Consider the following 25,070-nt stretch of genomic DNA (forward strand, 5'->3'; position numbering starts at 1 on the left):
CGAAGGAGAAGGTATGCGACCGTTTGCGTTGAGCTACGCCCGTCCGGCGGTGAAATCACCGACGACCACCCCATACAGCTATGACGCCACCCGGCAACTCAACGTCCTCCCGGACGGGCGCCCGGCCACCTGTAGCCGGGCGGTGCTGCTGGCAACCGGCACCACCGCCTCCACCGCCGGTTCCAAGACCCACTTCGACGACTGAGCGCCGATGACCGTCCTGGTCCTTACCTGCGAGGAAGACTTGACGGCGGACATCGTGGTGTCGACGCTGCAGGACCTCGGTGTCCCGCTCGTCCGCCTCGACCCCGCCGACCTGCCGGGGAGGGTCGCCGTGTCGGCGGAGTACGCCGAGAACGACTTCCACGGATATCTCAAATCGGGCGAACGCATGGTGAGCCTCAACAGTCTGCGCTCGGTATGGGTCCGCCGCCCCGGCACCCCCGGGGCGCGCGCCGCGGAACAGTCCGCCTGGATCACGGCGGAGTCCGAACAGGCGCTGTACGGCATGCTCTCGTGCACCCCGGCACGCTGGATGAACCATCCCGTCGCCTCCGTGCAGGCACGCAACAAGCCGTGGCAGCTCCGTATCGCCCATCGCAGCGGTTTCCTCGTGCCCCCCACGCTGATCACTACGTTCCCCGCGGTCGCCCGGCAGTTCGCCGCCGCCCACCAGGACCTCGTGGTGAAATCGGTCAGCGGGAAGCACCCCGGCGACCCGCCACTGGTGCTGCCCACCACACGCATCAGCCCGGACGCGGACTTCAGCGGGGTCGCGGCCGGCCCGACCCTGCTCCAGCAGCACATCCCCAAGGAGGCCGACATCCGGCTGACCTGCGTCGGCGAACATCTCTTCGCCGCCCGCAAGAAAGCCGATCCCGAGGAAGTGGACAGCCGTTTCACCCAGCACGGCACCTGGGAACCTGCCGAGGTGCCGGACTCCGTCCACCGGGCGGTGAGCAACTATATGGACACCGCCCAACTTGCCTATGGTGCCTTTGACTTCGCAGAAGACCCGGACGGGGCCTGGTGGTTCCTGGAATGCAACCAGGGCGGCCAGTTCGGCTTCGTCCAATTGGAGACCGACCAGCCCATCGCCCAGGCCATCGCCACCTGGCTGGCGGTGGAACCTTGACCTGATCCCGGAGCGGCGGTCGGCCGCGGGACCACGGCGCCGCGAGGCCGAGGCCGCGTCGCCCCCCCTCCTCCCTGCGGTCCCGGCGCGCCGTCTCCCGAGCACGGCGCGCCCCGGCCACCCCGCCGTCCCCCTACTTGATCAAGACGTTCGCCACCACGATGAACAGCCCGATCAGCACATCCACACCACCGACCCGGAAGGACCCCGGCCAGCCCCGGCCCGCCACCCGGGCCGCCCATACCCCCCAGCCGAACAACGCCACCATGTTGATGGTCAGGGCGACGTCGATCGCGCTCTCCTCGCCCCACCACTTCGCCTGGGCGCCGAGCAGCACAGCCATCGTCGGCACCGTCGCGGCCACCAGCGGCCATTCGGTCAGCATCGAACGTACCGCGCTGGCGGTGACCTGGGCGTCGTCGTCCGTCCGGTGCGCGATGGAGTGGGCATAGCCGTGCGCCGCGGCCGACGCCACTGCTGACAGCGCCACCCACAATGCGTCGTACCCGGGATCCGCCGGTGTGCCTTCATGGCTCAGCGCGGCCGCCAGCGCGCTGGCGAGCACCGAACCGTACACCCCGCCGAACAGCAACCGCTGCAGGGGTTCCCCCCGTCTGGCGGGCGGCAGGGAATCGCTGCGAACTACGGACAAGGCGCCACCTCACAGGACCGACAGGGCTGCCCCCGCTTCGGGATGCACACACGAGATGTAGCAGCCGCGGCGCGGATCCGTCCGACGCTACGCCGACAGTTCCGGCGAATTACCACCTCACCGCGGCACCGCGCGGAATGACGGACTCCGCCCGGTGGACCGCAGCTTCGTCAGACGCGCAAGGTCAAGGGCGGATGCGTGCCGTTCAGATAGTGGTCGCCGATGTCGCGGAGCCTGTGGGTGGGGGAGGCCTGCGCCGTCAGGATGCGTGCGTTGCGCCAGAACCGGTCGAAACCCGGGGCGCCGGCCGGGGAGTCGGCGCCCCGGGTGAGTTCCAGGACGCGGGTGGTGATGTCCATCGCGGACCTGCTGGTGACGGCCTCGGCCGCGGCGACGAGGACCGCGATGTCCGCGCGCTCGTCCACACCGAGCCCCTGCCCCGCGAGCAGACCGCGCGCCAGTGCCTCCGTCGCCGAGTCGACCACCGCCGCGGCGGTGTGGGCGGCCGTGACCAACTCCCCGTACGCGAGAAGGAGATAGGGATCCGCACCCGGCCGCTCCGGGTACCCGCCGTCGTCCGCACCGGCGGCCGGCCAGCTGCGCGGTGCGGCCCGGTTGAGGTCCCGGGCCTCGGCAAGCGCTCCTTCGGCGGTCCCCAGGCTGACGTGGACGAGGGCGAGCCGGAGAGCCAGCGGGGCGAGCGTGGCGAAGGGGGAGACGGCGTGCTCGTCGCGGGGGACGGCACCGAGGACGTGGTCAGCGGGGACGGGGACGCCGTCGAAGCTGATGCTGCCGGCGCCGGTGAGCCGCTGGCCGAGGCGGTCGTTCTCGGCATCGGCCGCCACGCCCGGATGGGCCGGGTCGACATAGACGATCAGTGCCTCACCGCTGTCGGCGCATACCGCGCCGAGCGCCAGCCGGTCGGCGACCTGGACACCCCCGGCGAGTGTCTTGCACCCGTGGAGGACGTACCCACCGGCGACCGGTGTGAGCGTCAGGTCGGGACCTGCCGTCGGTTCCAGGTCCGGGATATCGGTACTCCCGCTCCAGAGCCACTGCTCCGCCGCCGCCCGGAGTTCGAGTCCGTCGGCCTTTTCCGGGCTGCCGAAGAACTGTGCGCTCCACGACAACACATAGTGCCGGCCCAGCAGTTCGCCGACCGAGCTGTCGGCCGCCGCGATCTCCCGGATGACCGCGCAGGCGGTGCGCCAGTCGGTGCCGCGCCGGGCCGGACCGGGCGGCGTCAGCAGCGCGGGCAGTCCCGCTTCGCGCAGCCGTGAGACCTCGTCGAACGGCGGCTTGCCCGCGCGGTCGCGGCCGAGGGCGTCGACGGCGAGATCGTCCGCGATCTCCCGGGTGACACGGAGCCGGAGCCCTTCATCGGCAAGGTGGTTGAGCTCTATGAAGGCGGGCCGTACTGCGGATTTCTTCGGCATTGCGCCGTTCACCGTCCTGTCGGGTGTCTCCGGCGCGGGCAGGGAGATCCGGCCGCCGGCCAGAGGAACGGAACGCATCGGTGTCCGCACGCCCACTTCGCCCCTCCGGCTTCCCTAGTTTTCCCACTGGATTGATAGGGAATAGAATGCTTCCGGACTGCGGGCGGATCAAGGGGCGTTCAAAGGGTGGACAGGCCGGTCTTGGCATCCGGACCGCTTGTGATGGCCCGCCGGCGGCCGGGCCCGCTGCGAAGTCGGCCGCACGCTCTGTGGCACCGCCATGGCGATGGGGGCGCCAGGGTCCACTGCGTCCGGATACGTGGCCGTCCTCCCGCTCGGCGCACGATCGGCCGGACACGTCCTGGCCGGCTGGCCGGCGTTGGGGTTCTTACCTGCGAGTGGGGCGTCACCTACCAGGGCCTCCCCACCACCACTATCAGCCGGAGCCGCCTGCGGGAGGCGGTGCTCGCCATCTTCCATCACGACCCGAACACGAGCACCCACACGTTGGAGACCGGAGTCCAGGTATTGGCCGTGGCCCTGGCGGAAGGGGCGCGGTTCCAGGCGATTCCCGCGCAGATCGCTCAGGCGATCCGTGGCAGGTCGGCCTGGGTCGTGGGCAACCACGCGGACGAGATCAGGAACTGGGACCAGCGGTCCAGGGTCGTCTTTCAGGCACGCGCCACCGACCCGAGCGGTGATGGCGAGGTGTGGCAGCAGCGCCGTGAATACGACTGGAATGGGGCCCACGTGCTGCTGACCGCGCTGGATCTGGCTCGCCGGCTCTACCTGATCAAGCCACCGACGAGGAAGGGCTGACCTTCACAGCACCCCACAAGGCGCTCACCGGGAGCGGCTGCCGCCGTGCTCCACCGCGTGCCGGAGGATGCGCTGCCGCCACTGCGCCAGTGCCTCGGCGCGGTCGCCCCGGCGTCCTCGGCGGCGACGCCCGTCGCTGTTGCGGCCGGCGCGCCGCACTTGGGAGCGCCACGTCGTCCACCACCCACACTTGGGTACGGATCGCCTGGCGCAGCCGCTCGGCAGTCCGGTTGTCACCGACCTATCAGACAGGCCCTGGTCCGGACGGTCGTACGAAACCCATGCATGAGCCGGAGGGCGGAGAGGGGCCAGAACTGTGTGCGGGCGTTTGTCAGAGACTTCCGGCCCTGACACGCTGTCCGCATGCGAGTCGTCAGAGAGCGGAATGCGCTCCGGCCGCGGCAGGAGCCGACTGGCGGACGCGACGCCGCACAGATGCAGGAAGCCGAATCGCGGCGCATCCAGCGCCCGATGTCCGGCCTGCGGTCTGGGTAGCTGGGCACCAAGCGCTGGTTGCGCCGCACACGAGCGTCGTTGCCGACGCGGACGGGAGCCTCAAGTCCGCGGGCGGCACGGGGGGCTGCGCGGGGCATATCGGGCCTGTCGCACGCGGAGCGACCGCCCTTCTCGGGATGCATGGTCCCTTCGTGTGCCGGGCGTTGCCACGGGTCCGGAGGGCGAGGTGGTGCAAGGCCGCCCTGCCCGGGGAGCCCCGCGAGCTCACCGCCCGGCTCGACGCCGCACCGGCGTCCGCGCGCCGCTGACGGCAGCTTCGGATCCTGTGACCATCGGATCCGCACGAACGAGAGGGAGTTGTGCCATGGAGATCAACCAGGACGCTGAGGTCCGGACCTCCCGGGGAGGGAACCCGGTCTCGCGCCGATGGCTGCTGGGGGTTTCCGGCGGAGCCTTCCTGGCTGTCGGCTGCACGAAGGAAAGTCAGGGCGGCCAGGCGGACTCGGCGAAGAAGCCCGAGGGCAAGGATGCCCTGCAGAACCGCGCCGCCGTAGCCGGCCCGAACGGTGTGCTGGGCGCAAACTTCAATGAGGACCCGGCCCATGTGGACAAGGCCGCGCTGAACGCCCTTGGCGCCACCTGGGTACGCGGCTTCGTGCTGATGGACACAATCAAGGACGGCACGGACCCGTTGCAGCAGCCGGCGATCCGGAAGCTGCTGGAGATGCACGGACAGGGGTTCGGCACGATCCTGGCGCTGAAATTCCAGTTCAGCAAAGAAAATCAGACGGTCCCTTCCCCGGCGACGGAAGGGATGAAAGCCGAACTGGCCGCGGTGGACAAGGTGTTGCAGGCCGTACTGGACAAGGTGGACATCCTCACCATCGGCAACGAGCCCTTCCTCGAAACCCATCAGGAGGAGAGGGTGACCAAGCTCAACCCCTTCTACCGGGAGGTGGCCAAGCACGTCATTGCCTACCGGGAGAAGCGATTCCGTAACGGCTGCCGGACGCATCTCTACATGGGGGCCCTCAACCGCCTCGACGATCCCCGAATGATCTCGGAGGCGACCAGGGGCTGGATCGAGTTCGTCAACAAGACTCCACAGCTCGAGGGCCTGGACATCCATCCGCATGTGACGTCGGCGGAAGCCGCCCAGAAATACCTCAACTACGTACTACCCAAGCTCAACGACAACAAGAAGTTCCTCGTCACCGAGTTCTCGCTGGTGGGGTACTACGAGAAGCAGATGACCCAGACCATTCCCACGGACTTCGTCCATGCCTACGAGAAAGAAATGGACATCACCCGGGGAATGAAGGTGTGGCAGCTTCTCAAGCTCGCGAAGGAGCAGCCCTTCACACAGAAGCAGTGGAACGATTTCCTGCGGATGAGCCCGTGGTTCGAGAGCCACAAGCACTTCATGCGGGATCAGGTGAAGAAGTACCGGAAGACGGGCCGGCTGGCCGTAGCCACCTACGGTGTGATGCAGGCAAAGGCGATGGTGACGCACATCAACGCGGGCAAGAAGCCCTGGATGCTGAACAGCCTGTACGTCAACCTCACCGTTCAGCACAACAAGGGTGACAAACTCCCGCACAACTACACCGTCTTCGACGACTTCACGTCGCTGCAGCGGGAACAGGACCGCCTCCCGGTGCGTCCGACGAAGGCGCGCAGGTAGGCACCGCCCCGCTGGTCCTCCGCAGCGGCTCGCGCCACCCACCAGCCCCCGCCGGCACGACACACTTCATGTACTTGCTCAGCCGGCTAGGGGTTGGTCCAGGACGCGGGGTCCTCGGTCAGTGCGGACACCGGGTCCGGCAGCTCGGCCGAGGCGACATCGGCCAGCGACACACCGTCGAGGATCTGGCGGACGTTGGCCCGCAGGGCGATCCACAGCGGCAGCAGTGACTCGGCGGGCCCCGAGTACGACAACTCCGGTGGACGGACTCCGCGTACCGACACCAGCGGGCCGTCCACGACACGGATGACATCCGCGATGCTGATGGCCTCCGCGGGCTTGGCCAGCCGATAGCCGCCGTTGCCGCCGCGCTGACTGTGGACGAGCCCGCCCCGGCGCATGTCGTTCAAGATGCCTTCGAGGAATTTATGCGGAATGTCCTGTGCTTGGGCGATGGCCTCCGCCTTGAGCGGGCCCGCATCCCGGGCAGCGGCGAGCTGCAGCGCCGCCCGCACGGCATAGTCCGCTCTGGCTGAAATCCGCATGCTCCGCATTATCCCGTAAGGGGCACGACACAGGACCTCCGGGTGCACCCACGACCGCTCCCGTGGAACACCCCCGCCCGGTTGCGAGCCCGGACGACCGGACGGACGCTCGACGTACGGCATCGACTCCGAGGTGAGTGTCGTGGCAGACAAAGGCGCGCACATGTCCGTCGCCGAGTCCTCGACCATGGAAACGCGTGGGCCCGCCGGCGTGGAAATGGCCCTGGTCGTCAACGGCGTCTCCCACGTCCTGGACCTGGAACCCCGGGTGAGCCTCCTGGACGCCCTGCGTGAGCACATGGCTCTCACCGGTTCCAAAAAGGGCTGTGACCAGGGAACCTGCGGAGCGTGCACGGTCTGGGTCGACGGGCGCAGGGTGCTGGCCTGTCTGACACTGGCCGTCACCTGCGAAGGCCGGGAAGTGACCACCATCGAAGGTCTCGCCGAGGGTGATGAGCTGCACCCGATGCAGCGCGCATTCGTCGAGCACGATGCCTTCCAGTGCGGATACTGCACACCCGGGCAGATCATGTCGGCCGTCGCCCTGCTGAACGAAGGGCATGCCGGGACCGACCGCGAGATCGCCGAGTGGATGAGCGGGAACATCTGCCGGTGCGCGGCCTATCCCCATATCCGCTCCGCCATCCGCGAGGTGCGTGGCCGGAAGGCAGGACAGTGATGCGTGCCATCAGCTACACCCGTGCGACGGATGTGACCGGTGCGGTCGCGGCGGTGACGAGTGACCCCGGAAGTTCCTTTCTGGCGGGCGGCACCACTGAAGTCGACCTGCTCCGGCTGGATGTGCTGCGTCCCCATCGCCTCGTGGACATCAACCGGCTGCCCCTGGCCGGGATCGAGGACCGGGCCGACGGAGGGCTGTTCATCGGCGCGCTGGCCCGGATGAGCGAGGTGGCGGAGGCACGGGCAGTCGTGGAGCGCTTCCCGATGCTGTCCCAGGCACTGCTTCTCGGGGCCTCCGCGCAGCTGCGGAACATGGCCTCGATGGGCGGAAATCTGATGCAGCGTGTGCGCTGCGCCTACTACCGCGATCCCGAATCCGCGTGCAACAAGCGCCTTCCGGGCAGCGGCTGTTCCGCTCTGGACGGCGTCCATCGCGGTCACGCGATCCTCGGCACGAGCGAGCACTGTATTGCCACCCACCCCTCGGACATGGCGGTCGCGCTGGTCGCCCTGGACGCCGTCGTGCATGTGGAGGGCACCCATGGATCCCGCAGCATCCCGGTCGACGATTTCTTCCTGCTCCCGGGCGACACACCCGAGCGGGAGCACCCCCTCACACCCGGCGAACTGATCACCGCGATCGAGGTGCCCCCGGTCCCCATGGCGCGCAGGTCGCTCTACCTCAAGGTGCGCGACCGCGAGTCCTACGAGTTCGCCCTCGCCTCGGCAGCGGTGGCGCTGGCGCTGGAGGACGGGGTGATCCGTGAGGTCCGGCTCGCCCTCGGCGGCGTGGCGACCAAGCCGTGGCGCGCTCGCCGGGCCGAGGAGGCCCTCGTGGGGCAGCGCGCCGACGTGGGCGTGTTCGCACGGGCCGCCGGCGTGGAGCTGGCCCCCGCCCTCACCCGCCCGATGAACGCGTTCAAGGCGGAACTCGCCCGGCGGACCCTCGTCCGTGCCCTGCAGACCGCTGCCGCGCAAGGAGAGGGGACAGCATGACCACGGGCGCCACTCTCACCGCCATCGGCCGGCCTCTCGCCCGCGTCGACGGCCGCGCCAAAGTCACCGGAGGCGCCCGCTACGCAGCGGAGTACACCCTGCCCGGCACCGTGTACGCGGCGCTCGTCGGCGCCCGCACAGCCTGCGGACGGGTCACCGGAATCGATACGAGTGCCGCGGAGAACGCCGACGGTGTGCTCGCCGTACTGACCCACCACAATCTGCCGAAAGTCGCCGGCCGGCCCCATCTGCTTCCGTCGCTGGCCGGCCACGCCGCTCCCGGGGAGAGCTTCTTCCCGATGCAGGACGATGCCGTGCACTACTTCGGACAGCCCGTGGCCATGGTGATCGCCGACTCGCACGAGCGCGCCCAGTTCGCGGCCCGGCAGGTCCATGTCGACTACGAGCGCAGCCCCTCCACCACCACCCTCGAAGAGGGCCGGGACCAGGCCTACGAACCCGAGGCGATCTTCGCCGGGTTCATCCCCGCACGCAGTGTGCGCGGCGACGTCGAGGCCGGTTTCCAGGCGGCGACCCAACGACTCGACGCGACATTTCATTTCGCGGCGAACCACCACAACCCCATCGAGCCATCGGCCACCACAGCAGTCTGGGACGGCGACCGGCTCACCCTCTACGACGCCACACAGGGGATCGTGGCAAGCCAGAGCACCGTGGCGGCGCTGCTGGGCATCCCCCCGTCGAAGGTGCGGGTCCGTGCTCCGTTCGTCGGCGGGGGATTCGGCTGCAAGGCCATGATCTGGCCGCATGTCACCCTGGCCGCCGTGGCCGCCCGGCATGTGCGGCGCCCCGTCAAGCTGGCACTCACCCGCGAGCAGATGTTCACCTCCTGCGGCCACCGCGAGGAGCAGGAGCAGCGCGTCGAACTCGGTGCCACGGACGACGGCCGGCTCACCGCCCTGCGCCACCACAAGCTCTCGCTGACCTCACCCTTCGACGACTGGGCCGAACCCTCGCTCAGCATCGCCTCGCAGGCGTACGCCTGCCCCCACTACGAGGGTGTCTACCGGCTGATCCGCAGCAACACCATGACGCCCACCTTCACCCGCGGGCCCGGCGAGACCACCGGCATGTACGCGCTGGAATGCCTGATGGACGAGCTCGCCCACCGTATCGGCGTCGACCCGGTGCAACTGCGGATGCGCAACCACGCCGAGTCCGACCCCAACACCGGCCACCCGTGGTCGAGCGACGGTGCGCAGGAGTGCTACCGCCGTGGCGCGGCCCGCTTCGACTGGCAGTCCCGCAACCCCGAACCCCGCTCCGAGCGGGACGGCAACTGGCTCATCGGCAAAGGCATGGCCACCGCCGGGTACCCGGTGTTCTTCCCCATGCAGCCGCAACGAGCCCGGGCCCGTCTCTACGCCGACGGTTCCGCCGTGGTGCAGGCCGGCACGCAGGAGTTCGGTACCGGATCGGCCACCGCGATGACCCAGGTCGCCGCCGACGGCCTGGGTGTCTCCCTGGAGAATGTCCGGTTCGAGTACGGCGACACCGATCTGCCGAACGTCGCCGCCACGGTCGGCTCGGCAGGTGCCGGCATGATCAGCGCCGCGGTGCACACCGCGGCCACCACGCTCCGCGACCAGATGATCGAGCAGGCGATCGCCGACCCCGACTCCCCGCTGCATCTGGCGGACCCGGCCGCCGTCGTCGTCCGTGCGGGGCGGATGGAGCTACGGGACCGGCCCGGCAGCGGCGAGTCCTACCGCGACCTGATGCAGCGCCACTTCATGACCGATATGGATGCGCTCGGCAGCTGGAGCCCGCCGCCCGCGAACGTGCCGTACGGACTCGCCACCTTCGGCGCGCAGTTCGCGGAGGTCGCCGTCGACCCGGACCTCGGTGTGGTCCGCGTCCGCCGGATGGTCGGTGCCTTCGCCCCGGGCCGGATCCTCAACGCCAGGACCGCCCACAGCCAGGTCATGGGCGGCATGATCTGGGGCATCGGCCAGGCGCTGCTGGAGGGCACGCTGGTCGACCCCCGCGACGGCCGCTGGGCGAACGCAAGCCTGGGGGAGTACCTGGTACCGGTCAACGCCGACGCCCCCGGCGTCGACATCGAGTTCGTGGAAGTGCAGGACACGGTCGTGAATCCGCTGGGCGTCAAGGGCCTCGGGGAAGTCGGCATGGTCGGCGCCGCGGCGGCCATCGCCAACGCCGTCTTCCACGCGACCGGCCGGCGCACCCGGGATCTGCCGATCAGGATCGAGGACCTGCTGTAGGACCGGTCTTGCCTTCTGGACCGTGGTTGAGGACCCCCGGAGCCCATGACGGATGATTTCGTCAGGCGGCGGTCCCACGGAGGCATACATGTACGGACAAAGCAGTACCAGCCGGGTCCTGCTGGTGGATGATGACGCGGCGATCCGGCGGTCGCTCGGGCGTGGGCTGCGGCTGAACGGCTTCACCGTCGGGCTGGCGGACGGCGGCCGGGCCGCGCTGGAGCGGATGGACGAGGCGCCGCCGGACGTCATGGTCCTCGACATCTCGATGCCCGACCTCGACGGCATCGCGGTGTGCCGACGCCTCCGGGAGAGCGGCAACGACATACCCGTGCTGATGCTGTCCGCCCTCGACGAGGTCACCGACCGGGTCGCCGGACTGCAGGCGGGCGGCGACGACTACCTCGTCAAACCGTTCGCCCTGGACGAACTGGTACTGCGCCTGCATGCGCTGCTGCGGCGCCGCCCGCCCGCCCCCACCGATGCCGTACGCGTCGGCGGTCTGGCGCTCGACACGGTGGCGCACCGCGCACGGCTCGACGACCGGGAAGTGGAGCTGACGCGACGCGAGTTCGCCCTGCTGGAGGTCCTGGCCCGCAACGCCGGGCAGGTGCTCACCCGCGACCAGCTTCTGGAACGCGTATGGGGCTACGACTTCGAGGTCCGCACCGATGCGGTGGACACCTTCGTCAGCTATCTGCGGCGCAAGCTGGAAGCGGGCGGGCGGAGCCGGATCGTGCACACGGTGCGCGGCGTCGGTTTTGTGCTGCGGGACGACGAGAGCGGGGCGGCGCGATGAGACTGTCCACCCGGATCGCGCTCGTTGTCGGGATGGTGGTGCCGCTGCTGGTGATGCTGTCCGGCTGGCTCCTGGTGCAGCTGGTGGGCAAGGATCTGCGCACCCAGGCGGATCAGCGCCTCACCGAACGTGCGCAGAGCGTGGCCGTGGCGGCGCGTGGCCTGTTGCGGGCCAGCTCCCACGACCGGCCCCGCGCCGAGCAGGCCCGCCAGCGGAAGCTGTTCACCTCGGCCCTGGACGTCGGCGTCCGGCTGTCCGGCCCCGACGGCACCGTCATGGACGGCCCGCAACCCGCCGCATCGGTTCCCCCGCCGGCCGGAACACACCATCCGTCCACCGTCCGGTCACACGGCAAGAGCTGGCGGGTGCTGGCCGTGCCGGTCACCGGCCGCGGGGTGCACGGCGTGCTGTGGCTGTTCTCCCCGGACACGGCGCGCGAGGCACAGCTCGGGATGGTGCGCCGGAGGGTCGTCACGGTGGCGCTGTTCGCCGCTCCGCCGGCCGGTGCGGCGGCCTGGCTGCTCGCCGCCCGCGCGGCCCGGCCGTTGCGGCGTCTGCAGCAGGCGGCCGGCGGACTCGACCCGCACACCGGCGCCGCTCGGCTGGATCATGCCCCGACCCGGATCACCGAGGTCGACGACCTCGCCCGGACCCTGCAGACCTTCCTGACCCGGTACGACGAGCAAGCCACCCGCACCGCCGAGGCGCTGGCCTCGGCACGCTCGTTCTCCGCCGCCGCGTCCCACGAGCTGCGGACCCCGCTGATGAGCATGCAGACCAACCTCGACATCCTCGATGCGTTCCAGGACCTCGATGCCGCCGACCGGGCGGAGACGGTGCACGACCTGCGGCATGAACACGCCCGTCTGCTGGGCCTCTTGGTGATGCTGAGAGCACTTGCCCAGGGCGATCTGGTCGAGGCGGACTCGTTTGCCGCCATCGACATGGCGGATCTCGCCGATGAGGCCGCCGCGGACATCCGGCGCAGGCACCCCGGGGCCGAAGTGGTGGTCCACAGCAGCCCGGGACTGACGCTCCACGGATGGCAGCCCGGACTCCGTTCGATGCTGGACAACCTCCTGACGAACGCACTGGTCCACGGCCGGTCCGCCGAGACCGGCGCCCACGTTGCGCTCTCCCTCCGTGCCGCTGAGGACAGCGGCTCCCCCTGCATCGTCCTCGGTGTCGAAGACCGGGGGCCGGGAGTGCCGTACCAGCGCCGGGATGCGATCTTCCAGCGTTTCCAGCGCCGTCCGGACAGTCCGGGTTCCGGGCTCGGTCTCACCCTGGTCGCGCAGCAGGCCGCCCTGCACCGGGCCGGGCTGCGGGTTCTGGACGGCCCCGGGGGCCGGGGCGCCCGCTTCGAGGTCGTGTTCCCCGCCGCTCCCGCCCACCGTCCCCAGCACACCGCGCTGCCCGCGCACCGGGACTGGCTGGCGGACCCCGCGAACCGGCCACAAGGTTTCCACAAAGAACGTCCCTAACTTCTCCTCGCGGACGGGCACCGTGCCCGCCACGCTCGTGAGGAGGACCCTTATGCGTACCCGGAACATCGCCCTCTCTTCGGTGGCTGCGGCGACCGCCCTGCTCGGTGTCGCCGGCACCGCCGCCGCGGACAGCACCCCGGCACCGTCCGCCTCCGCCAAGACCCGCACGGGAGACGGCGCGCAGGCGCTGTGCAAGCGCGTCCCGAAGATCGAGAAGCGCATCCACAGGGCACTTCACCGTCTGCAGGGCAAGGCCGGAGCCCGTGGCTCCGTCGCCCGCCTGGAGAAGCGTGTGAAGAAGGCGAAGGCTGCGGGGCACACCGAGATCGCGACCTTCCTCAACCACAAGCTCACCCACCGCAAGTCCCTCGTCCCCACGCTCCAGCAGCGGCAGAAGGACCTCGCCAAGGTCGCCACCTGGTGCGGTACCCACCACAACGCGGCCTCGTCGTGACCCGTACCGGACAGGCCGCCGTGCTCGGGGCGATCACCCTGATGTGCGGACTGCTCGTCGCCGGATGCGGCAACGGGGTGCGCGCCGAGGGCGACGCCCCCCACGTGACACCGTCGCCGTCCGCGCCCGCGCCCACCGACCTGGCGGGCATGCGCAAGCTGGTGGACGGTGCCGAGAGCGCGGCGGCCGCCGCGGACTCCGATGCGGCCGCGGACCGCTGAGACCCGCACCGAAGACGGCGCGCGTACGCCCCGCCACGACGGAGGGGCGTACGGAGCACAGGAGCAGTACACCCGAGGCACCCGCCATCTCAACGGGCCTGCCGACCGGGTGCCGTGCCCCGGCCGTCCCTTCGCCTGAGCGCGCCCCCACGACCGGCGCGCTCAGGCGATCCGGCTCAGTCCTCGGCCCGCTGGGTGACGGGAGCCTCGGTGCGGTCTCCCGGGAACTCGTACCACCGGCGTTGCAGACAGACGTAGCGCGCATCGGCCTCGACGAGGCGGAGGAAGGCCGTGACGGTCTCGCTCAGGCGCTGTTGCAGCGCGGGATCGGCCAGCTGCCCGTCCTCGGCGAACCCCTCATGGGCCGCGGCAAGGCTGAACATGTCGGGGTAGACACGGGTGCCCAAATGCTCCAGCGGAACCCGCAGCGCCCACAGCCCCCGGTTACCGCCGACCAGGGACGGGGAGGCGGAGACCAGCAGCGCATGCTTCGTCTTGAACGGCTGCGGCCGGACCCGCGAGACCCAGTCGATCGCGTTCTTGACGACTCCTGGCACGGAAGCGTTGTACTCGGGGGAGGCGAGCACGAAGGCGTCGCTGCGCTCCAGCCGGTCACGCAGCGCCAGCGCACCCGCCGGCACCCCCTGTTCGGCCTCCACATCACCGTCGTACAGCGGCATGTCGAATTCCCGCATCGCGGCGAGGTCGACATCGGCGCCGGCCTCGGTCATCATGCGGGCGACCAGGGAAGCCAGGCGGGCATTGCTCGACCCGGCCCGCAGCGCGGCGCCGAGAACGAGGACGCGCAGCGGTCCGGGGTGTGCATCCGTGGGCATGGTGACGTCCTTCCGGCACAGCAGAGCGCGTGCCCGTTGCCGCGGGACACGGCCACTGCCTGGGGTGACGAAAGCGTACAGGCGCACCGGCGGCACACCCGGTACCCACCACGCCATGTCCTGACCTGCTCCGGAGCCGCCGGAACCGTGCCGGCCCGGGCGCCCCCTACGCGGAGGCGCTGCGAGCCCGGTTCCGGGCGGCCCTACGCCGCATGGCGCGCCGCTCGTCCTCGCTCATCCCGCCCCACACACCCGCATCCTGACGGGATTCGAGGGCCCACTGCAGGCACTGCCCCATCACCGGGCAGCGGCGGCAGATGGCCTTGGCCTCCTCGATCTGCAGGAGCGCGGGGCCGGTGTTGCCGACGGGAAAGAAAATTTCCGGGTCCTCTTCGCGGCACACCGCGTCGTGGCGCCAGTCCATGAATACCTCCGTTCTCCTCGGCCGAGCGCGGTCGAGTCTCTCGGTGCGAGGCGCCGGGGCTGCCCACTGACGTCCTCAACTGCCTTGCCCGGCCGTCCTGTTGTCCTCGCGTGCCCGATCCTGCGCCCACAATGCTTCGCCACCGCCGACTGGCGCATTCCGGTCCGGCGCGGCGCGGCGCGAACACCGTTGCCTTCGGCTGTATCGCGCCGCCTACCCCCAGCTCGGCGCGGCACTCCTGCACCGCGCGCCCTCCCGGAACCCGCGTCCGGCTCCAGGTGTCGGGTGGCCGAGTGGGGGTGAGCGAAGCCGTATTTCGCGCGTCGCGGCAGGCGAGAGCCCGGGGACGTCACCGGCCGACGCACGCGGCGCGGCCGTCCCGGAGTGCCCGTCGCCGGCATCTCTGCGTCCCGCCGTCGGGTCCGGGCCGCGGCGCGCGGAGGTGGCAGCCGTGAGCGAGGTGCGGTGCGACCTGCCGCTGATCGTTCACCGAACGAAATCTGCAGGGGGCTACGGTCGGCCCCGCGGCTCGGCGTACCGTCGGCCGTACCGCTGTGATCAGGAGGTGCAAACGGATGCTGGTACTGGGGCGTTCGCAGGTCGAGGAGCTGCTCGACCTGGATTCGCTGATCGACGCACTGGCGTCGGCGATGACGGACCTGAGCGCCGGCCGCGCTTCCTCTCCGGACCGCGTTGCCGCCCTGGTGCCGGAACGGGAGGGGTTTCTGGCGGCCATGCCGGGCTTCGTACCGTCGGCCGGGGTGCTAATGAGCAAGCTGGTCTCCGTCTTCCCGCACAACGGGGGGACCCCGGTCCCGACTCACCAGGCACTGATCGTCGTCTTCGATCCGCACACCGGAGAGCCCGCGGCACTGCTGGACGGCACGGCCATCACCGCGGCGCGGACCGCTGCCTGTTCGGCGCTCTCGGCGCGCCTGCTGGCCCGCGAGGACGCCTCGGTGCTGGCGGTCCTGGGCACCGGAGCGCAGGCCCGGTCGCATGCCGAGGCGATGTGCCGGGTCCGCCCGATCCGGCACATCCGCGTGGCGGGCCGGGACCGGGCGAAGGCGGCCGCCCTGGCCGACGCCCTGTCCTGCGAACTCCACGTCCCCGCCGAGGCGACAGCCACCTACGCCGAGGCACTCGACGGCGCGGAGATCGCCGCCGCGACCACCCACGCCGTCGACCCCGTGATCCGCCGCTCCTGGCTGACACCGGGCGTGCATGTGACCTCGGTGGGCTTCAACCCGGCCGGCCGGGAGATCGACGATGCCACGGTGGCCGACGCACTGGTGTGCGTCGAGTCGCGACAGGCGGCGCTGGCGCCCTTCCCCGCGGGCAGCAACGACCTGCTGGCCCCTCTGCGCGACGGCGTCATCACCGAAGCACATGTGCACGCCGAGCTCGGCGAACTCCTCGCGGGCAGCAAACCGGGCCGCTCCTCGCCGGACCAGATCACCCTCTACAAGTCCGTCGGAGTGGCAGTGCAGGACGCGGCAGCCGCAGCCCTCGTCGTCGCCGCTGCCCGCGAACAGTCGGCCGGGGCGGACATCCCGCTGGAGTGACACACGCACGCCGGGGGAGCGCCTGCGTACGGCGGGGGCGCGGGCGCTCACCCACCGGGGCTCCACAAGGCTGACCAAGGGGCCGACGGGCACGCCCGAGGGGTCTGCCTTTCGAGAGCCGGCGAGGCGACCGTCCGGTGGGGCTGGCAGCCCGCCAGGTGGAGCAGGTCCACGCCCACGGCCTGTACGACATCGAGTGCGACACCGCCACGACCAGCGCGCAGGACTGTGCGCGGCAGATCAGGGGAGTTTCTGCCGCGGCAACCGGTCCCCACCGCGTTCGAGCAGCTCAGGGCGATGCTCCGCGCTGGCCTGCCGACCGCCGGCTGAGGCGCCCCACCATCGGGCAACCACGGTCAAGACGCAGGACCGCGCGACCACGCAGGCGCCGCTTCAGCGTCCGTACGTCCGGTGGCACAGCCGCACAAGATCCGGCCGGACGCGGCCGGACGCCATCCGGCACACGAGGCCGGCATCGACGTTCGGGCGAGGCCGCGACGTCCGCGGAAGTTCTCGCGGGGCCGAGGCCGTGGGCTGCCGATGGCGGGGCATCGTTCGTACCGGCACCGGACGCGGCCTCGACGGCGTGGAGTGAGCGGGGCGGGGCAGCGTCCGTCCGCGGGGCCGTTGCCGTCGGTTCACGGGCGCTGCGTGCCGGGGAGCGGCATCTGCCTTGTGTAACGTCGAGGGCCGATTCGACTTCCGCCCCACGGACGCAACATCGACCAGCTGCTCATGCGACGAGCCCCGCGTGGGCAGCACCAGCGGTGAGGGCCGGCCCGGCGCGACCGTGCGTCCGCCCGGTGCGCGACCGGGATCGTGCAAGGGGCCGCCGGCCGGAAGGGACACACAGCTGCTGGTGGCCAGGAGGACGACCGCCGCTGCGGTGAGGCGAAGGAGGAGAGGGCGCACGACCTCACCGTGTCGGAGGCCCGTGGGCTGTCCAAACGACGCGCCGAGCCTCCACGCGGACGAAGGACAAAACCGAACTCTTGTGGGGCTCCTGGGCTGACGGGGAGAGGCGAAGACGGGGAGCAGCGCTCCGGCCGGCCGGCGCTTCCATGTCCGCCCGCTCACGCACCCCCTGACGTCTGGCGCCCCTGAGGCGGCGTCACGTTCTCACGCCGCCGCGAAGGTGCGCGTCAGCTCCTCGGCCACGATCTGCGCGCCCGGCGCGAACCACCGTCTCCGGTGCCGGACGAGCTGAACGGGCACGGGCTGGGCCTCGGGGCCGTCCACTGCGGTCAACCGGCCCTCGTGAAGGTGGTGTTCGACCGTCACACGGGGGAGCAGCGTCAGGCCGAGACCGGCAGCGACGCACGACCGGGCGGCGTCGATGCTGCCGAACCGGGTGATCCGGGGGTGGGCACCGGGCAGGCCCAGCAAGGTGCGTACGAGCCGGTCACTGTACGAGCACCCCTCCTCGTGGACGAAGAAGCATTCGCCCGCCAACTCGTCCCAGCCGGCCGCCCGTCCGGCCAACGGATGCCCGGGTGCGGCCACATACGTCAGCGGCTCGTCCGCGATCCTGCGGGCCAGCAGGTCGCTTTCGCCGACCTCCGGTTCCAGCAGCAGTGCGATGTCGAGCCGACCGGTTCGCAGTCCGTCCACCGCCGTGGCCGTGCTGACGGCGTGCAGCTGGACATCCAGGCGAGGGTGGGTGCGCCGCAGGGAAGCGATCACTCCGGGCAGCCGTGAGGAGCACAGCGAATCGCCCGCGCCGACGGCGACCTGGCCCTCGGTCGTTCCGTCCGCCATGTCATGCTGCCCGGCCGCAGCCGTCGCGCGGAGCCGGGCCACCGCGTCGAGTACCGCTTCGGCCTCTTCCAGCAGGCGCAACCCGGCCCGGGTCGGGACCGTCCCGGACGGCATCCGGTCGAACAGCGGGGTCCCCAACTCCCTTTCCAGGGTGCGGATCTGGACGGTGACCGTGGATTGCGCGAGATGGAGTGCGCGGGCCGTGGCGGTGAAGCTTCCCGCTCTGGCGAGAGTCACGAACGTACGCAGAAGTCTGGTGTCCATCGGACGTACGCTATCGCGATTCTCGATGGAGTCGAGCATGAACCATCGTTGGACGCGATCGGATCGCGCTGCCATCGTGAAGCCATGACCACACACACCTCCCCCACCGGTCCGAGCCCGAGCCCGGACACCACCGAGAGCCCGGACGCCCTCCACGGCTCGGGCACCGTCGAGGTGCTGCGGTACTCCGCCTTCACCACCGACCCGGCGGGCGGCAACCCGGCCGGTGTGGTGCTCGACGCCGATGCCCTCGACGACGCGCGGATGCTTGCCGTGGCCGCGGAGGTCGGGTACTCGGAGACGGCGTTCGTCACGGCACATGACCTCGCCGCCCGCCGCTACCGGCTGCGGTACTTCAGCCCCCGCGCCGAAGTCGCCTTCTGCGGACATGCCACGATCGCCACGGCCGTGGCCCTCGCCTCCCGCACCGGAACCGGTGAGCTGCTGTTCGACACGCCGGCGGGCGAGATCAGGGTGGGTACGAGCCTCGTCGACGGGCTGGTCCGGGCCACGCTCACCAGCGTGCCGGCCCACTCCCACCCGGCCGAGGACACCACCCAGGTCGAGCCGGTGCTGCGGGCCCTGCGCTGGACCAGGGACGACCTGGACGAGGGCCTCCCGCCGCACATCGCCTTCGCGGGCAACGACCATCTCGTGCTGGGAGTCCGGAGCAGGGCACGACTGGCCGCCCTCGACTACGACTTCGACGCGCTGCACGACATCATGCGGCAGCACGGCTGGACGACCGTGCACCTCGTCCACCGTGCGGCCCCCGACCGCCTCGACTTCCACGCCCGCGACCCCTTTCCGGTCGGCGGCGTCGTGGAAGACCCGGCAACCGGCGCCGCCGCCGCGGCCTTCGGCGGGTATCTGCGCGCCCTGGGCCTGGTCACGGAGCCCCTGCGGGTGCACATCCGGCAGGGCGAGGACATGGGCCGGCCCAGCGACCTCTACGTCGACCTCCGCCCCGACGACCCGCGGGTGCAGGTAACGGGGCAGGCCGTCCCCCTCCAGGCTCCGGGTCGGTGAGCCGGGGGGCGAAGGGGAGGTGAGGCCGCCGACCGCGGGGCCGCCCACCGCACTCGGCGGCCACGCCACGTCACGGACGGACGGTGTCGTGGCCTGAGGGTCCGCCGATCACATCGGGAGGGACAGCAGACGTACCCGCCCCACCGGCCAATGTGCCCCATCGCGCAGTGGGATCCACATGGTCCGCAACGGCATGACCACGGGCCCTTCGGACTGTTCGACGTGTACCTCCTCCTGCAGCGCCCGCCAGCCGAGGCGTTGGTAGAGGGGGAGGAGGTGCGGCCGGCAGAAGAGGAGTCCGTACTGCGGGCCCATCGTGCGGGCATGTTCCAGGGCGGCCGTGACCACGAGCCGGGCCAGCCCGTGTCCCCGCAGGTCAGGAGCGACGACCACCCCGCCGAAGCCCACCACCTGGGTCTCGGCCGAGCCGACCGAAAGGGGAAGTGTGACCAGACCCGTGTGTGCCACGAGGCGGCCGTCCCGTCTGAGGGCGAAGTGCTCCCGCTTGGGCAGCCAGGTCAGCCCGGTCCCGGAGACGCCGAAGGGGTCCTCGTCGTCCCCGACGATCTCACGCAGTTCCGTTGCCGCATACCGCGCGAGCCGGACCACGGTGGGTGGCACTGACGGCGGATTCGTTGTCATCCTCCGCATCTTGCTGTCCGCACCGGCCGCGGGCAACGCCGGCTTTGCCAGGAGCGTGCCACGGCACGTCAGTTCACCATCTGGCGCAGCCAGTCATCGAGGACGACGAAGTCCGCGTCGGCGAGGCCACGGCGGGGATCGACGCGGTGGAGCAGGGCTCGCTCGCCGTGGTGGGCGGACACCCAGGACCGGTCGATGCCGGTGATCTCGTCGTCGACCCAGGCGAATGTGCGCCCGGCCGCCCAGTCGAGGAGCGTGCGGGTCTTCCAGTGCAGCCCCGCCCGTGCGTCTCGTTCCTCGTCGTCGGACGGGTCCGGCCACGTCACCATCGGCAGCTCCGGCAGTCCGAGTCGCGGCGAGATGCACTCGTTAGCCTCGGTCATCCATGTCGTTGCCCAGACGAGGCGGCACGGAAGGGCTGCCAGCCTGGGCCCGAGCTCCGGGTTGATCCTGGCCAGCAGCGGATTCGAGCCGGCCTCCGCCGGTTCGTGGCCCGTGCCGTACGTCGGATGCCCGCCCGCACGGTCGTCAGGCGCCGGCCCGAACGGGATGAGGGGGCCGTCGACATCGAGGAAGAGGAGCGGGCGCTCTGCAGAACCGGTCACCGCTGAAAGATAGCGGCGCGTCGGGCGATGCGCCGCGCCGCTGCTCCAGGAGTTCTCCCCCTGACATCGGCCCGCATCGGCCGTCGATAGGGTGCGCGTATGGCTGAGAACTGGAGCTCGTCGGACCCAGGGGTCATGCGGTTCCCCTCGGGCATCCTGGTGCGCGGCCGGGGCCTGCGCCACCCCCTTCCCGCAGGGCCGGCGCCCACCTTCGCGATCTATCTTCTCGGCAAGCGGCCTCCGTCGACCGAGTGGGACGCCAGATGGCTGCGCTGGCCTGATTTTCGGCTGCCCGAGGACCGTCGGCAGGCTCGCCTCGTGTTCAAGGAGGCGCTGTCCCGGGCAGCGGACGAACGCGTCGAGGTAGCCTGCGGCGGCGGGCGCGGGCGGACGGGAACGGCGCTGGCATGCATGGCTGTTCTCGACGGGGTGCCGGCGGACCGGGCCGTAGCCTTCGTCCGTCGGCACTACCACCATCGCGCTGTGGAAACCCCCTGGCAGCGACGCTTCGTACGGCGCTTCGCGGACGCGTAGGCGGGGCCCGCCGGGCCGGAACCGGCCGGCTGCCGGCGGCTGCGGCGCGTTCACCGGCCGTCGATGGCTATGCCTGGAGGCCGAGATCCGGGCCGAAGACCTCGTAGTGGATGTGCGAGGCCGGCACTCCGGATGCCAGGAGTTGGGCGCGGACCGTCTTCATGAAGGGCACCGGCCCGCAGAGATACGCGGTGGTACCGGCCGGAATGGCGATCTGCGTCAGATCCATCCGCCCGGTGCGCACGGTCACCGGCTCCGCCGCACCACCCGTCGGCCGGCCGGCCCCCTCATCCCCGTACGGGAGTCCGTCCCCGTACGGGAGTCCGCCCCCGTACCGGAGACCGTCTTCGTACCAGAGTTCCGTTGTCGCGTCGGGGAGTTTGCCGGTGAGCCGGTGGAGATCCGTACGGAACGGATGGGTGGCGGGTGACCGATCGGCGTGGGCGGCGATGACGCGGCGTCGGGAGCCGGCGGCGGCGAGGTACGCGAGCATGCCGACCATCGGAGTGCAACCGATGCCCGCCGAGGCGAGGAGCAGGGGGCCATCGTCCCCATCGGAGAGCACCACGTCACCGAACGGCGGGCTCACGCGCAGGGTCTCGCCGCCGTGGACGTGCGCGTGCAGATACCCGGAGACCTCGCCCGCCCGGTCGTCGGACGGGGCGCCGGGCCGGCGGGCGGCAGGCACCCGCTTCACGGAGATCTGCAACCCGCCGTCCGGCTGCCCGGACAGGCTGTACTGGCGTATCTGCCGTGCACCGTCCGGGAGTTGCACTTGTACGGAGACATATTGGCCGGGACGGGACGGGGGGACGGGCGCGCCATCGGCCGGCCGCAGGATGAAGGTCGCGACCTCGTCGGTCTCCTGCATGCGGGCGGCCACTCGGTAGGGACGCCACACTTCGCCGTCCGGGACGCCCGCCTCGGTCGAGAGGCGCTTCTCGACGGCGATCAGGGCATGGGCCATCAGCCAGTACACCTCGTCCCAGGCGCGTACCACCTCGTCGGTCACCGCGTCGCCGAGCACCTCGGCGATGGCCGCGAAGAGGTGTTCCCGCACGATCGGGTACTGGTCCGCACGCACCCCGAGAGAGGCATGTTTGTGGGCGATCCGCGTGAGCATGGCGTCCGGCCGGCGCTCCGGGTGCTCGATGAGACGGCTCGCGAAGGCGGCGACGGCCCCGGCAAGAGCCTGTCGCTGGCTGCCGTTGGCCTGGTTGCCGCGGTTGAAGAGATGGCGCAGCAGCTCGGGGTGGGCGGTGAAGAGCTTCTCGTAGAAGAGCGCCGTGATCTCACCGATGGCTCCGCTCACGGCGGGGAGGGTGGCGCGGACGGTCTCGGCGGACTTCGGTGACAGCATCGACAACTCCGGGCTCTTGTAGGAGGGGGAGGGGGAGGGTAATGAAATGTGCATCTTGGATTCGTATTTTCTGGGGTGAGGTGGCACGGTTTGGAGTGCGTGGGGGTGGCGGCCGTGCTGCGGGGGTTCCCGTGCGAGGGGGATGCCTTGCCTTGGGATACGTGCAATCCGTGCCGCGGGCTCGGGTCGATCGACCGTCTTCAGTCCGCGCCGACGTGCTCAGTCCGTGGGGCGCGGCGTCAGGCTGAGCAGGAGCGGCCCGGTCGGGGTTTCGATCAGGTCGGCAACCGAGAGCGGATCGAGCGAGGCGTAGAACGCTTCCTGTGCCGCCCGTAGTGCGCCGCGCAGTCGGCAGCCACCGCGCAACGGGCATGGCGGGTCGTCCTCGCAGCCCACCACGTCATCGACCCCCTCCAGTTCACGGACCAACCGCCCGAGCGAACCCGTACGCCCCGCAGCCGTCAGCGTCAGCCCGCCGCCCCGTCCGCGCCGCGCCTCGACGGCGCCCAGGTGCTGGAGCTTGCTCACCACTTTGGCGGCGTGGGTGTACGGCACTTCGACGGCGCTCGCCACCTCGCGGGTGGTGGGCGCGTCGTCCGCGTCGCCGCGCACCGCGAGGCGCATGGCGATACGCAGGGCGATGTCGGTGCTCTTGGTGAGTCGCACCTTTGCACTCTATAGAAGTGGTATCCAAGATGCCAATTAATGGGCGGTGGTGGGAGTCTGGACGGGGGAGGGGGACAGGGGGCGCCGCACTGCCCTATCTCGGGCTGGTGGCAGAGCGCGCCGCGCCGCCACCCGGCCGGTGTGCGGGCCTCGTTGTTCAGTGCCGTCCGGAGGACTGCTGCTGGAGGTAGGCGGCGACATCGGCCACATCGTTGCCGATGGCCAGGACACCGTTGATACCGGCGTTGGGGGTCGAGGCGCCGTTCACTCCGGCGAAGAACACATCGAAGTGGCCCCGGCGCGTCTCCAGATAGCCGGCCGCCGTCTCACCGCCCACGGCCAGCCGGTCGTTGAGGGCGTCACCGCCCGCCGCGGTGCCGGTCTTGGCGAAAACCTTGCCGCGTGACGGGCAGCTGCGGCAGGAATCCGCCAGGGTCCCGTCGACACCCAGGACGGGCAGCGAGGTGCGGAAGCGCCGTGCCTCGGGGGTGTGCTGCCAGTACGTCAGGATCTGCGCCACGGCGCGTGGGGTGGTCCGGTCGATCGGGTTGCCGCCGCGGCCGTCGGCGAGCTGTACGGCCTTGCGGTCCACCCGCGCATGGTCCAGAAACGAGGCCAGTACGGGGAAACCGGCTTCGCAGTTGGGGCTTCCCGTGCTGGTGGCCATCAGACAGATCCCGAGGTTCGCCCCGAGGTTGTGGCTCACCTTGAGGATGAGCCTGGCGTACTGGTCGTACGTGGGGGAGGTGTACCGGGCCACCGTTGGTGCGCCCTGGTAGGTCCTGGGCAACTGCCGGGCCGGGTTGGGGCCGATCGCCTTTGCGCGGACCTCGACCCCGGCCCGTTTCAGTGCCTCGATCACGGCGGTGCGGCCAAAGGCGTTCGGGTCCTTGATCCCGGACACCCGCAGGGCGGGAGCGGAGCCGACGGGGATGGTGCCGGACAGGCGGATACGGGTGCCGTCGGCGGAGCTGCTCACGGCGATGTCGGCCGGTTGGCCCGCCGCGACGGTGCGGACGGAGGATGTGACGTGGTAGGGCGCGACCTTCGGGCGCCACTCCAGGCCGGCCGGCGCGTCCGCCTTGGCGCCGGGGGTGGTCAGCAGATCGATGACGTTGTCGTTGATGATCAGTGGTGTGGGGGTCGGGTCGAGGACGGGGTCCGGCCGGAACAGCCGCGCGTCGATGACCACGTCCCCGTCGACCAGACGGATCCCCGAGTTGCGCACCTGCCGGGCCAGGTGGTTGATCCCGGCCAGTGGGTCCTGCGGGGTGAGGGTGGCTCCCGGGACGTCGTTGGCGTAGGTGTGGTCGATGGCGGTGAAGGCGACGGTTCCGTCCTTGCGGGTGCGGCCACCGAGGGTCAGGTCGCCCTGCGCGACCAGGTCCAGGTTGCCCTTGAGTGTCGTGTTCCGGCGCTGCCCGACGGCGTGGACCGGCGTGACGAAGCGGTGGCCGCTGCCGAGGGTGTGCCAGATGCTGCTGACGCTGAACAGTTTGGCCGTTGACCCGGGGATGAAGAACTGGTCGGCGAGGCGGGACTGCGTCGCCTTGCCGGTCTCCGGGTTCTGCTGGAGCAGCCCCCACCGGGCATGCCGGTAGTCCGGCTTCCGCAGGACCGAAGTGATCCGCGGGTCGAGAGCTTGGGGTGTGGGGGACGGCGCGACCTGGATCAGACCGGTGATGACGACGCCGACGGCCAGCACAACGCCCAGGGTGCGGACGATGCGTCTGCGCGCGGACCTGTGTGTGACGGAGGGTGACATGCAGACTCCAC

The 25,070-nt window shown here is 70.7% G+C and carries 26 protein-coding genes; 15 read left to right on the top strand and 11 right to left on the bottom strand.

What is annotated here, in order from left to right:
* Positions 1–13: 13 nt before the first annotated feature.
* Together tgmA and tgmB are read left to right on the top strand one after the other, a co-directional pair.
* A complete protein-coding gene (gene tgmA / locus ACWGI6_RS04160; protein ID WP_030079154.1) occupies positions 14–205 on the top strand; it encodes a putative ATP-grasp-modified RiPP in 192 nt (63 codons plus the stop codon).
* A gap of 6 nt (positions 206–211) precedes the next feature.
* Positions 212–1,135: an ATP-grasp ribosomal peptide maturase gene (tgmB, locus tag ACWGI6_RS04165; protein ID WP_453266028.1), complete on the top strand. Its 924-nt coding sequence runs from the start codon at positions 212–214 to the stop codon at positions 1,133–1,135.
* Between the two features lie 133 nt (positions 1,136–1,268).
* Here tgmB and ACWGI6_RS04170 read toward each other — a convergent pair whose 3' ends face one another.
* On the bottom strand, positions 1,269–1,787 hold the full coding sequence (locus ACWGI6_RS04170) for a hypothetical protein (RefSeq protein ID WP_453266029.1): 519 nt from the start codon (positions 1,785–1,787) through the stop codon (positions 1,269–1,271).
* 170 nt (positions 1,788–1,957) lie between these two features.
* Positions 1,958–3,223 (bottom strand): acyl-CoA dehydrogenase, encoded by a 1,266-nt coding sequence (locus tag ACWGI6_RS04175; RefSeq protein ID WP_453266030.1) that lies wholly within the window; start codon positions 3,221–3,223, stop codon positions 1,958–1,960.
* A 222-nt stretch (positions 3,224–3,445) separates the two neighbouring features.
* Between ACWGI6_RS04175 and ACWGI6_RS04180 the strand changes: the two genes are divergently transcribed.
* Positions 3,446–4,042, top strand: coding sequence for a ribosome-inactivating family protein (locus ACWGI6_RS04180; protein WP_453266129.1), 597 nt, complete (start codon positions 3,446–3,448; stop codon positions 4,040–4,042).
* Between the two features lie 820 nt (positions 4,043–4,862).
* Positions 4,863–6,182 (top strand): hypothetical protein, encoded by a 1,320-nt coding sequence (locus ACWGI6_RS04185; RefSeq protein WP_453266031.1) that lies wholly within the window; start codon positions 4,863–4,865, stop codon positions 6,180–6,182.
* Between the two features lie 86 nt (positions 6,183–6,268).
* Here the strand turns inward: ACWGI6_RS04185 and ACWGI6_RS04190 are convergent, their stop codons facing one another.
* The gene (locus ACWGI6_RS04190; protein WP_393904778.1) at positions 6,269–6,727 is read right to left on the bottom strand and encodes an RrF2 family transcriptional regulator; all 459 of its coding nucleotides are present in this window, start codon (positions 6,725–6,727) and stop codon (positions 6,269–6,271) included.
* Between the two features lie 187 nt (positions 6,728–6,914).
* Here ACWGI6_RS04190 and ACWGI6_RS04195 point away from each other — a divergent pair, with 187 nt between their 5' ends.
* From ACWGI6_RS04195 to ACWGI6_RS04225, 7 genes are all read left to right on the top strand, one after another.
* Positions 6,915–7,406 carry a (2Fe-2S)-binding protein gene (locus ACWGI6_RS04195; RefSeq protein ID WP_453266130.1) on the top strand — a complete coding sequence of 164 codons (492 nt, stop codon included), beginning with the start codon at positions 6,915–6,917 and terminating at the stop codon, positions 7,404–7,406.
* Positions 7,406–8,404 carry an FAD binding domain-containing protein gene (locus ACWGI6_RS04200; protein ID WP_393904776.1) on the top strand — a complete coding sequence of 333 codons (999 nt, stop codon included), beginning with the start codon at positions 7,406–7,408 and terminating at the stop codon, positions 8,402–8,404. The genes ACWGI6_RS04195 and ACWGI6_RS04200 overlap by 1 nt, the downstream gene beginning before the upstream one ends.
* Positions 8,401–10,650 carry a xanthine dehydrogenase family protein molybdopterin-binding subunit gene (locus ACWGI6_RS04205; RefSeq protein WP_453266032.1) on the top strand — a complete coding sequence of 750 codons (2,250 nt, stop codon included), beginning with the start codon at positions 8,401–8,403 and terminating at the stop codon, positions 10,648–10,650. Before ACWGI6_RS04200 ends, ACWGI6_RS04205 begins: the two co-directional genes overlap by 4 nt.
* Positions 10,651–10,738: 88 nt before the next feature.
* Positions 10,739–11,449, top strand: a complete 711-nt coding sequence (locus tag ACWGI6_RS04210) for a response regulator transcription factor (RefSeq protein WP_453266033.1) — start codon at positions 10,739–10,741, stop codon at positions 11,447–11,449.
* Complete coding sequence (locus tag ACWGI6_RS04215) at positions 11,446–12,933, top strand: sensor histidine kinase (protein ID WP_453266034.1); 1,488 nt, start codon at positions 11,446–11,448, stop codon at positions 12,931–12,933. The genes ACWGI6_RS04210 and ACWGI6_RS04215 overlap by 4 nt, the downstream gene beginning before the upstream one ends.
* Positions 12,934–12,985: 52 nt before the next feature.
* Entirely contained in the window at positions 12,986–13,390 is a 405-nt protein-coding gene (locus ACWGI6_RS04220) for a hypothetical protein (RefSeq protein WP_453266035.1), read from the top strand.
* A complete protein-coding gene (locus tag ACWGI6_RS04225) occupies positions 13,387–13,611 on the top strand; it encodes a hypothetical protein (RefSeq protein ID WP_453266036.1) in 225 nt (74 codons plus the stop codon). The genes ACWGI6_RS04220 and ACWGI6_RS04225 overlap by 4 nt, the downstream gene beginning before the upstream one ends.
* Positions 13,612–13,787: 176 nt before the next feature.
* Here the strand turns inward: ACWGI6_RS04225 and ACWGI6_RS04230 are convergent, their stop codons facing one another.
* Positions 13,788–14,447 carry an NADPH-dependent FMN reductase gene (locus ACWGI6_RS04230; RefSeq protein WP_453266037.1) on the bottom strand — a complete coding sequence of 220 codons (660 nt, stop codon included), beginning with the start codon at positions 14,445–14,447 and terminating at the stop codon, positions 13,788–13,790.
* Positions 14,448–14,613: 166 nt separating this feature from the next.
* Positions 14,614–14,871 (bottom strand): WhiB family transcriptional regulator, encoded by a 258-nt coding sequence (locus ACWGI6_RS04235; RefSeq protein WP_453266038.1) that lies wholly within the window; start codon positions 14,869–14,871, stop codon positions 14,614–14,616.
* A gap of 575 nt (positions 14,872–15,446) precedes the next feature.
* Between ACWGI6_RS04235 and ACWGI6_RS04240 the strand changes: the two genes are divergently transcribed.
* Both ACWGI6_RS04240 and ACWGI6_RS04245 read left to right on the top strand, forming a co-directional pair.
* Positions 15,447–16,436, top strand: coding sequence for an ornithine cyclodeaminase family protein (locus ACWGI6_RS04240; protein ID WP_453266039.1), 990 nt, complete (start codon positions 15,447–15,449; stop codon positions 16,434–16,436).
* A 158-nt stretch (positions 16,437–16,594) separates the two neighbouring features.
* Entirely contained in the window at positions 16,595–17,326 is a 732-nt protein-coding gene (locus tag ACWGI6_RS04245; protein WP_453266131.1) for a hypothetical protein, read from the top strand.
* A gap of 229 nt (positions 17,327–17,555) precedes the next feature.
* Here the strand turns inward: ACWGI6_RS04245 and ACWGI6_RS04250 are convergent, their stop codons facing one another.
* Positions 17,556–18,458: a LysR family transcriptional regulator gene (locus tag ACWGI6_RS04250; RefSeq protein WP_453266040.1), complete on the bottom strand. Its 903-nt coding sequence runs from the start codon at positions 18,456–18,458 to the stop codon at positions 17,556–17,558.
* Between the two features lie 84 nt (positions 18,459–18,542).
* Here ACWGI6_RS04250 and ACWGI6_RS04255 point away from each other — a divergent pair, with 84 nt between their 5' ends.
* Complete coding sequence (locus ACWGI6_RS04255; RefSeq protein WP_453266041.1) at positions 18,543–19,487, top strand: PhzF family phenazine biosynthesis protein; 945 nt, start codon at positions 18,543–18,545, stop codon at positions 19,485–19,487.
* 108 nt (positions 19,488–19,595) lie between these two features.
* On the opposite strand, the gene ACWGI6_RS04260 is transcribed toward ACWGI6_RS04255, so the two are convergent.
* On the bottom strand, positions 19,596–20,129 hold the full coding sequence (locus ACWGI6_RS04260; protein ID WP_453266042.1) for a GNAT family N-acetyltransferase: 534 nt from the start codon (positions 20,127–20,129) through the stop codon (positions 19,596–19,598).
* 68 nt (positions 20,130–20,197) lie between these two features.
* Positions 20,198–20,734: an HAD domain-containing protein gene (locus tag ACWGI6_RS04265; protein WP_453266043.1), complete on the bottom strand. Its 537-nt coding sequence runs from the start codon at positions 20,732–20,734 to the stop codon at positions 20,198–20,200.
* 99 nt (positions 20,735–20,833) lie between these two features.
* Here ACWGI6_RS04265 and ACWGI6_RS04270 point away from each other — a divergent pair, with 99 nt between their 5' ends.
* A complete protein-coding gene (locus ACWGI6_RS04270) occupies positions 20,834–21,268 on the top strand; it encodes a protein-tyrosine phosphatase family protein (RefSeq protein WP_453266044.1) in 435 nt (144 codons plus the stop codon).
* A gap of 67 nt (positions 21,269–21,335) precedes the next feature.
* Here ACWGI6_RS04270 and ACWGI6_RS04275 read toward each other — a convergent pair whose 3' ends face one another.
* The 3 genes from ACWGI6_RS04275 to dacB all read right to left on the bottom strand — a co-directional run bounded on the left by ACWGI6_RS04275 (position 21,336) and on the right by dacB (position 25,059).
* Positions 21,336–22,628 (bottom strand): globin domain-containing protein, encoded by a 1,293-nt coding sequence (locus tag ACWGI6_RS04275; RefSeq protein WP_453266132.1) that lies wholly within the window; start codon positions 22,626–22,628, stop codon positions 21,336–21,338.
* A gap of 219 nt (positions 22,629–22,847) precedes the next feature.
* Positions 22,848–23,294: an RrF2 family transcriptional regulator gene (locus ACWGI6_RS04280; protein WP_453266045.1), complete on the bottom strand. Its 447-nt coding sequence runs from the start codon at positions 23,292–23,294 to the stop codon at positions 22,848–22,850.
* 157 nt (positions 23,295–23,451) lie between these two features.
* Positions 23,452–25,059 carry a D-alanyl-D-alanine carboxypeptidase/D-alanyl-D-alanine endopeptidase gene (gene dacB / locus ACWGI6_RS04285; RefSeq protein ID WP_453266046.1) on the bottom strand — a complete coding sequence of 536 codons (1,608 nt, stop codon included), beginning with the start codon at positions 25,057–25,059 and terminating at the stop codon, positions 23,452–23,454.
* Between the last annotated feature and the right edge of the window lie 11 nt (positions 25,060–25,070).

Source organism: Streptomyces sp. NPDC054786 (assembly GCF_053611685.1).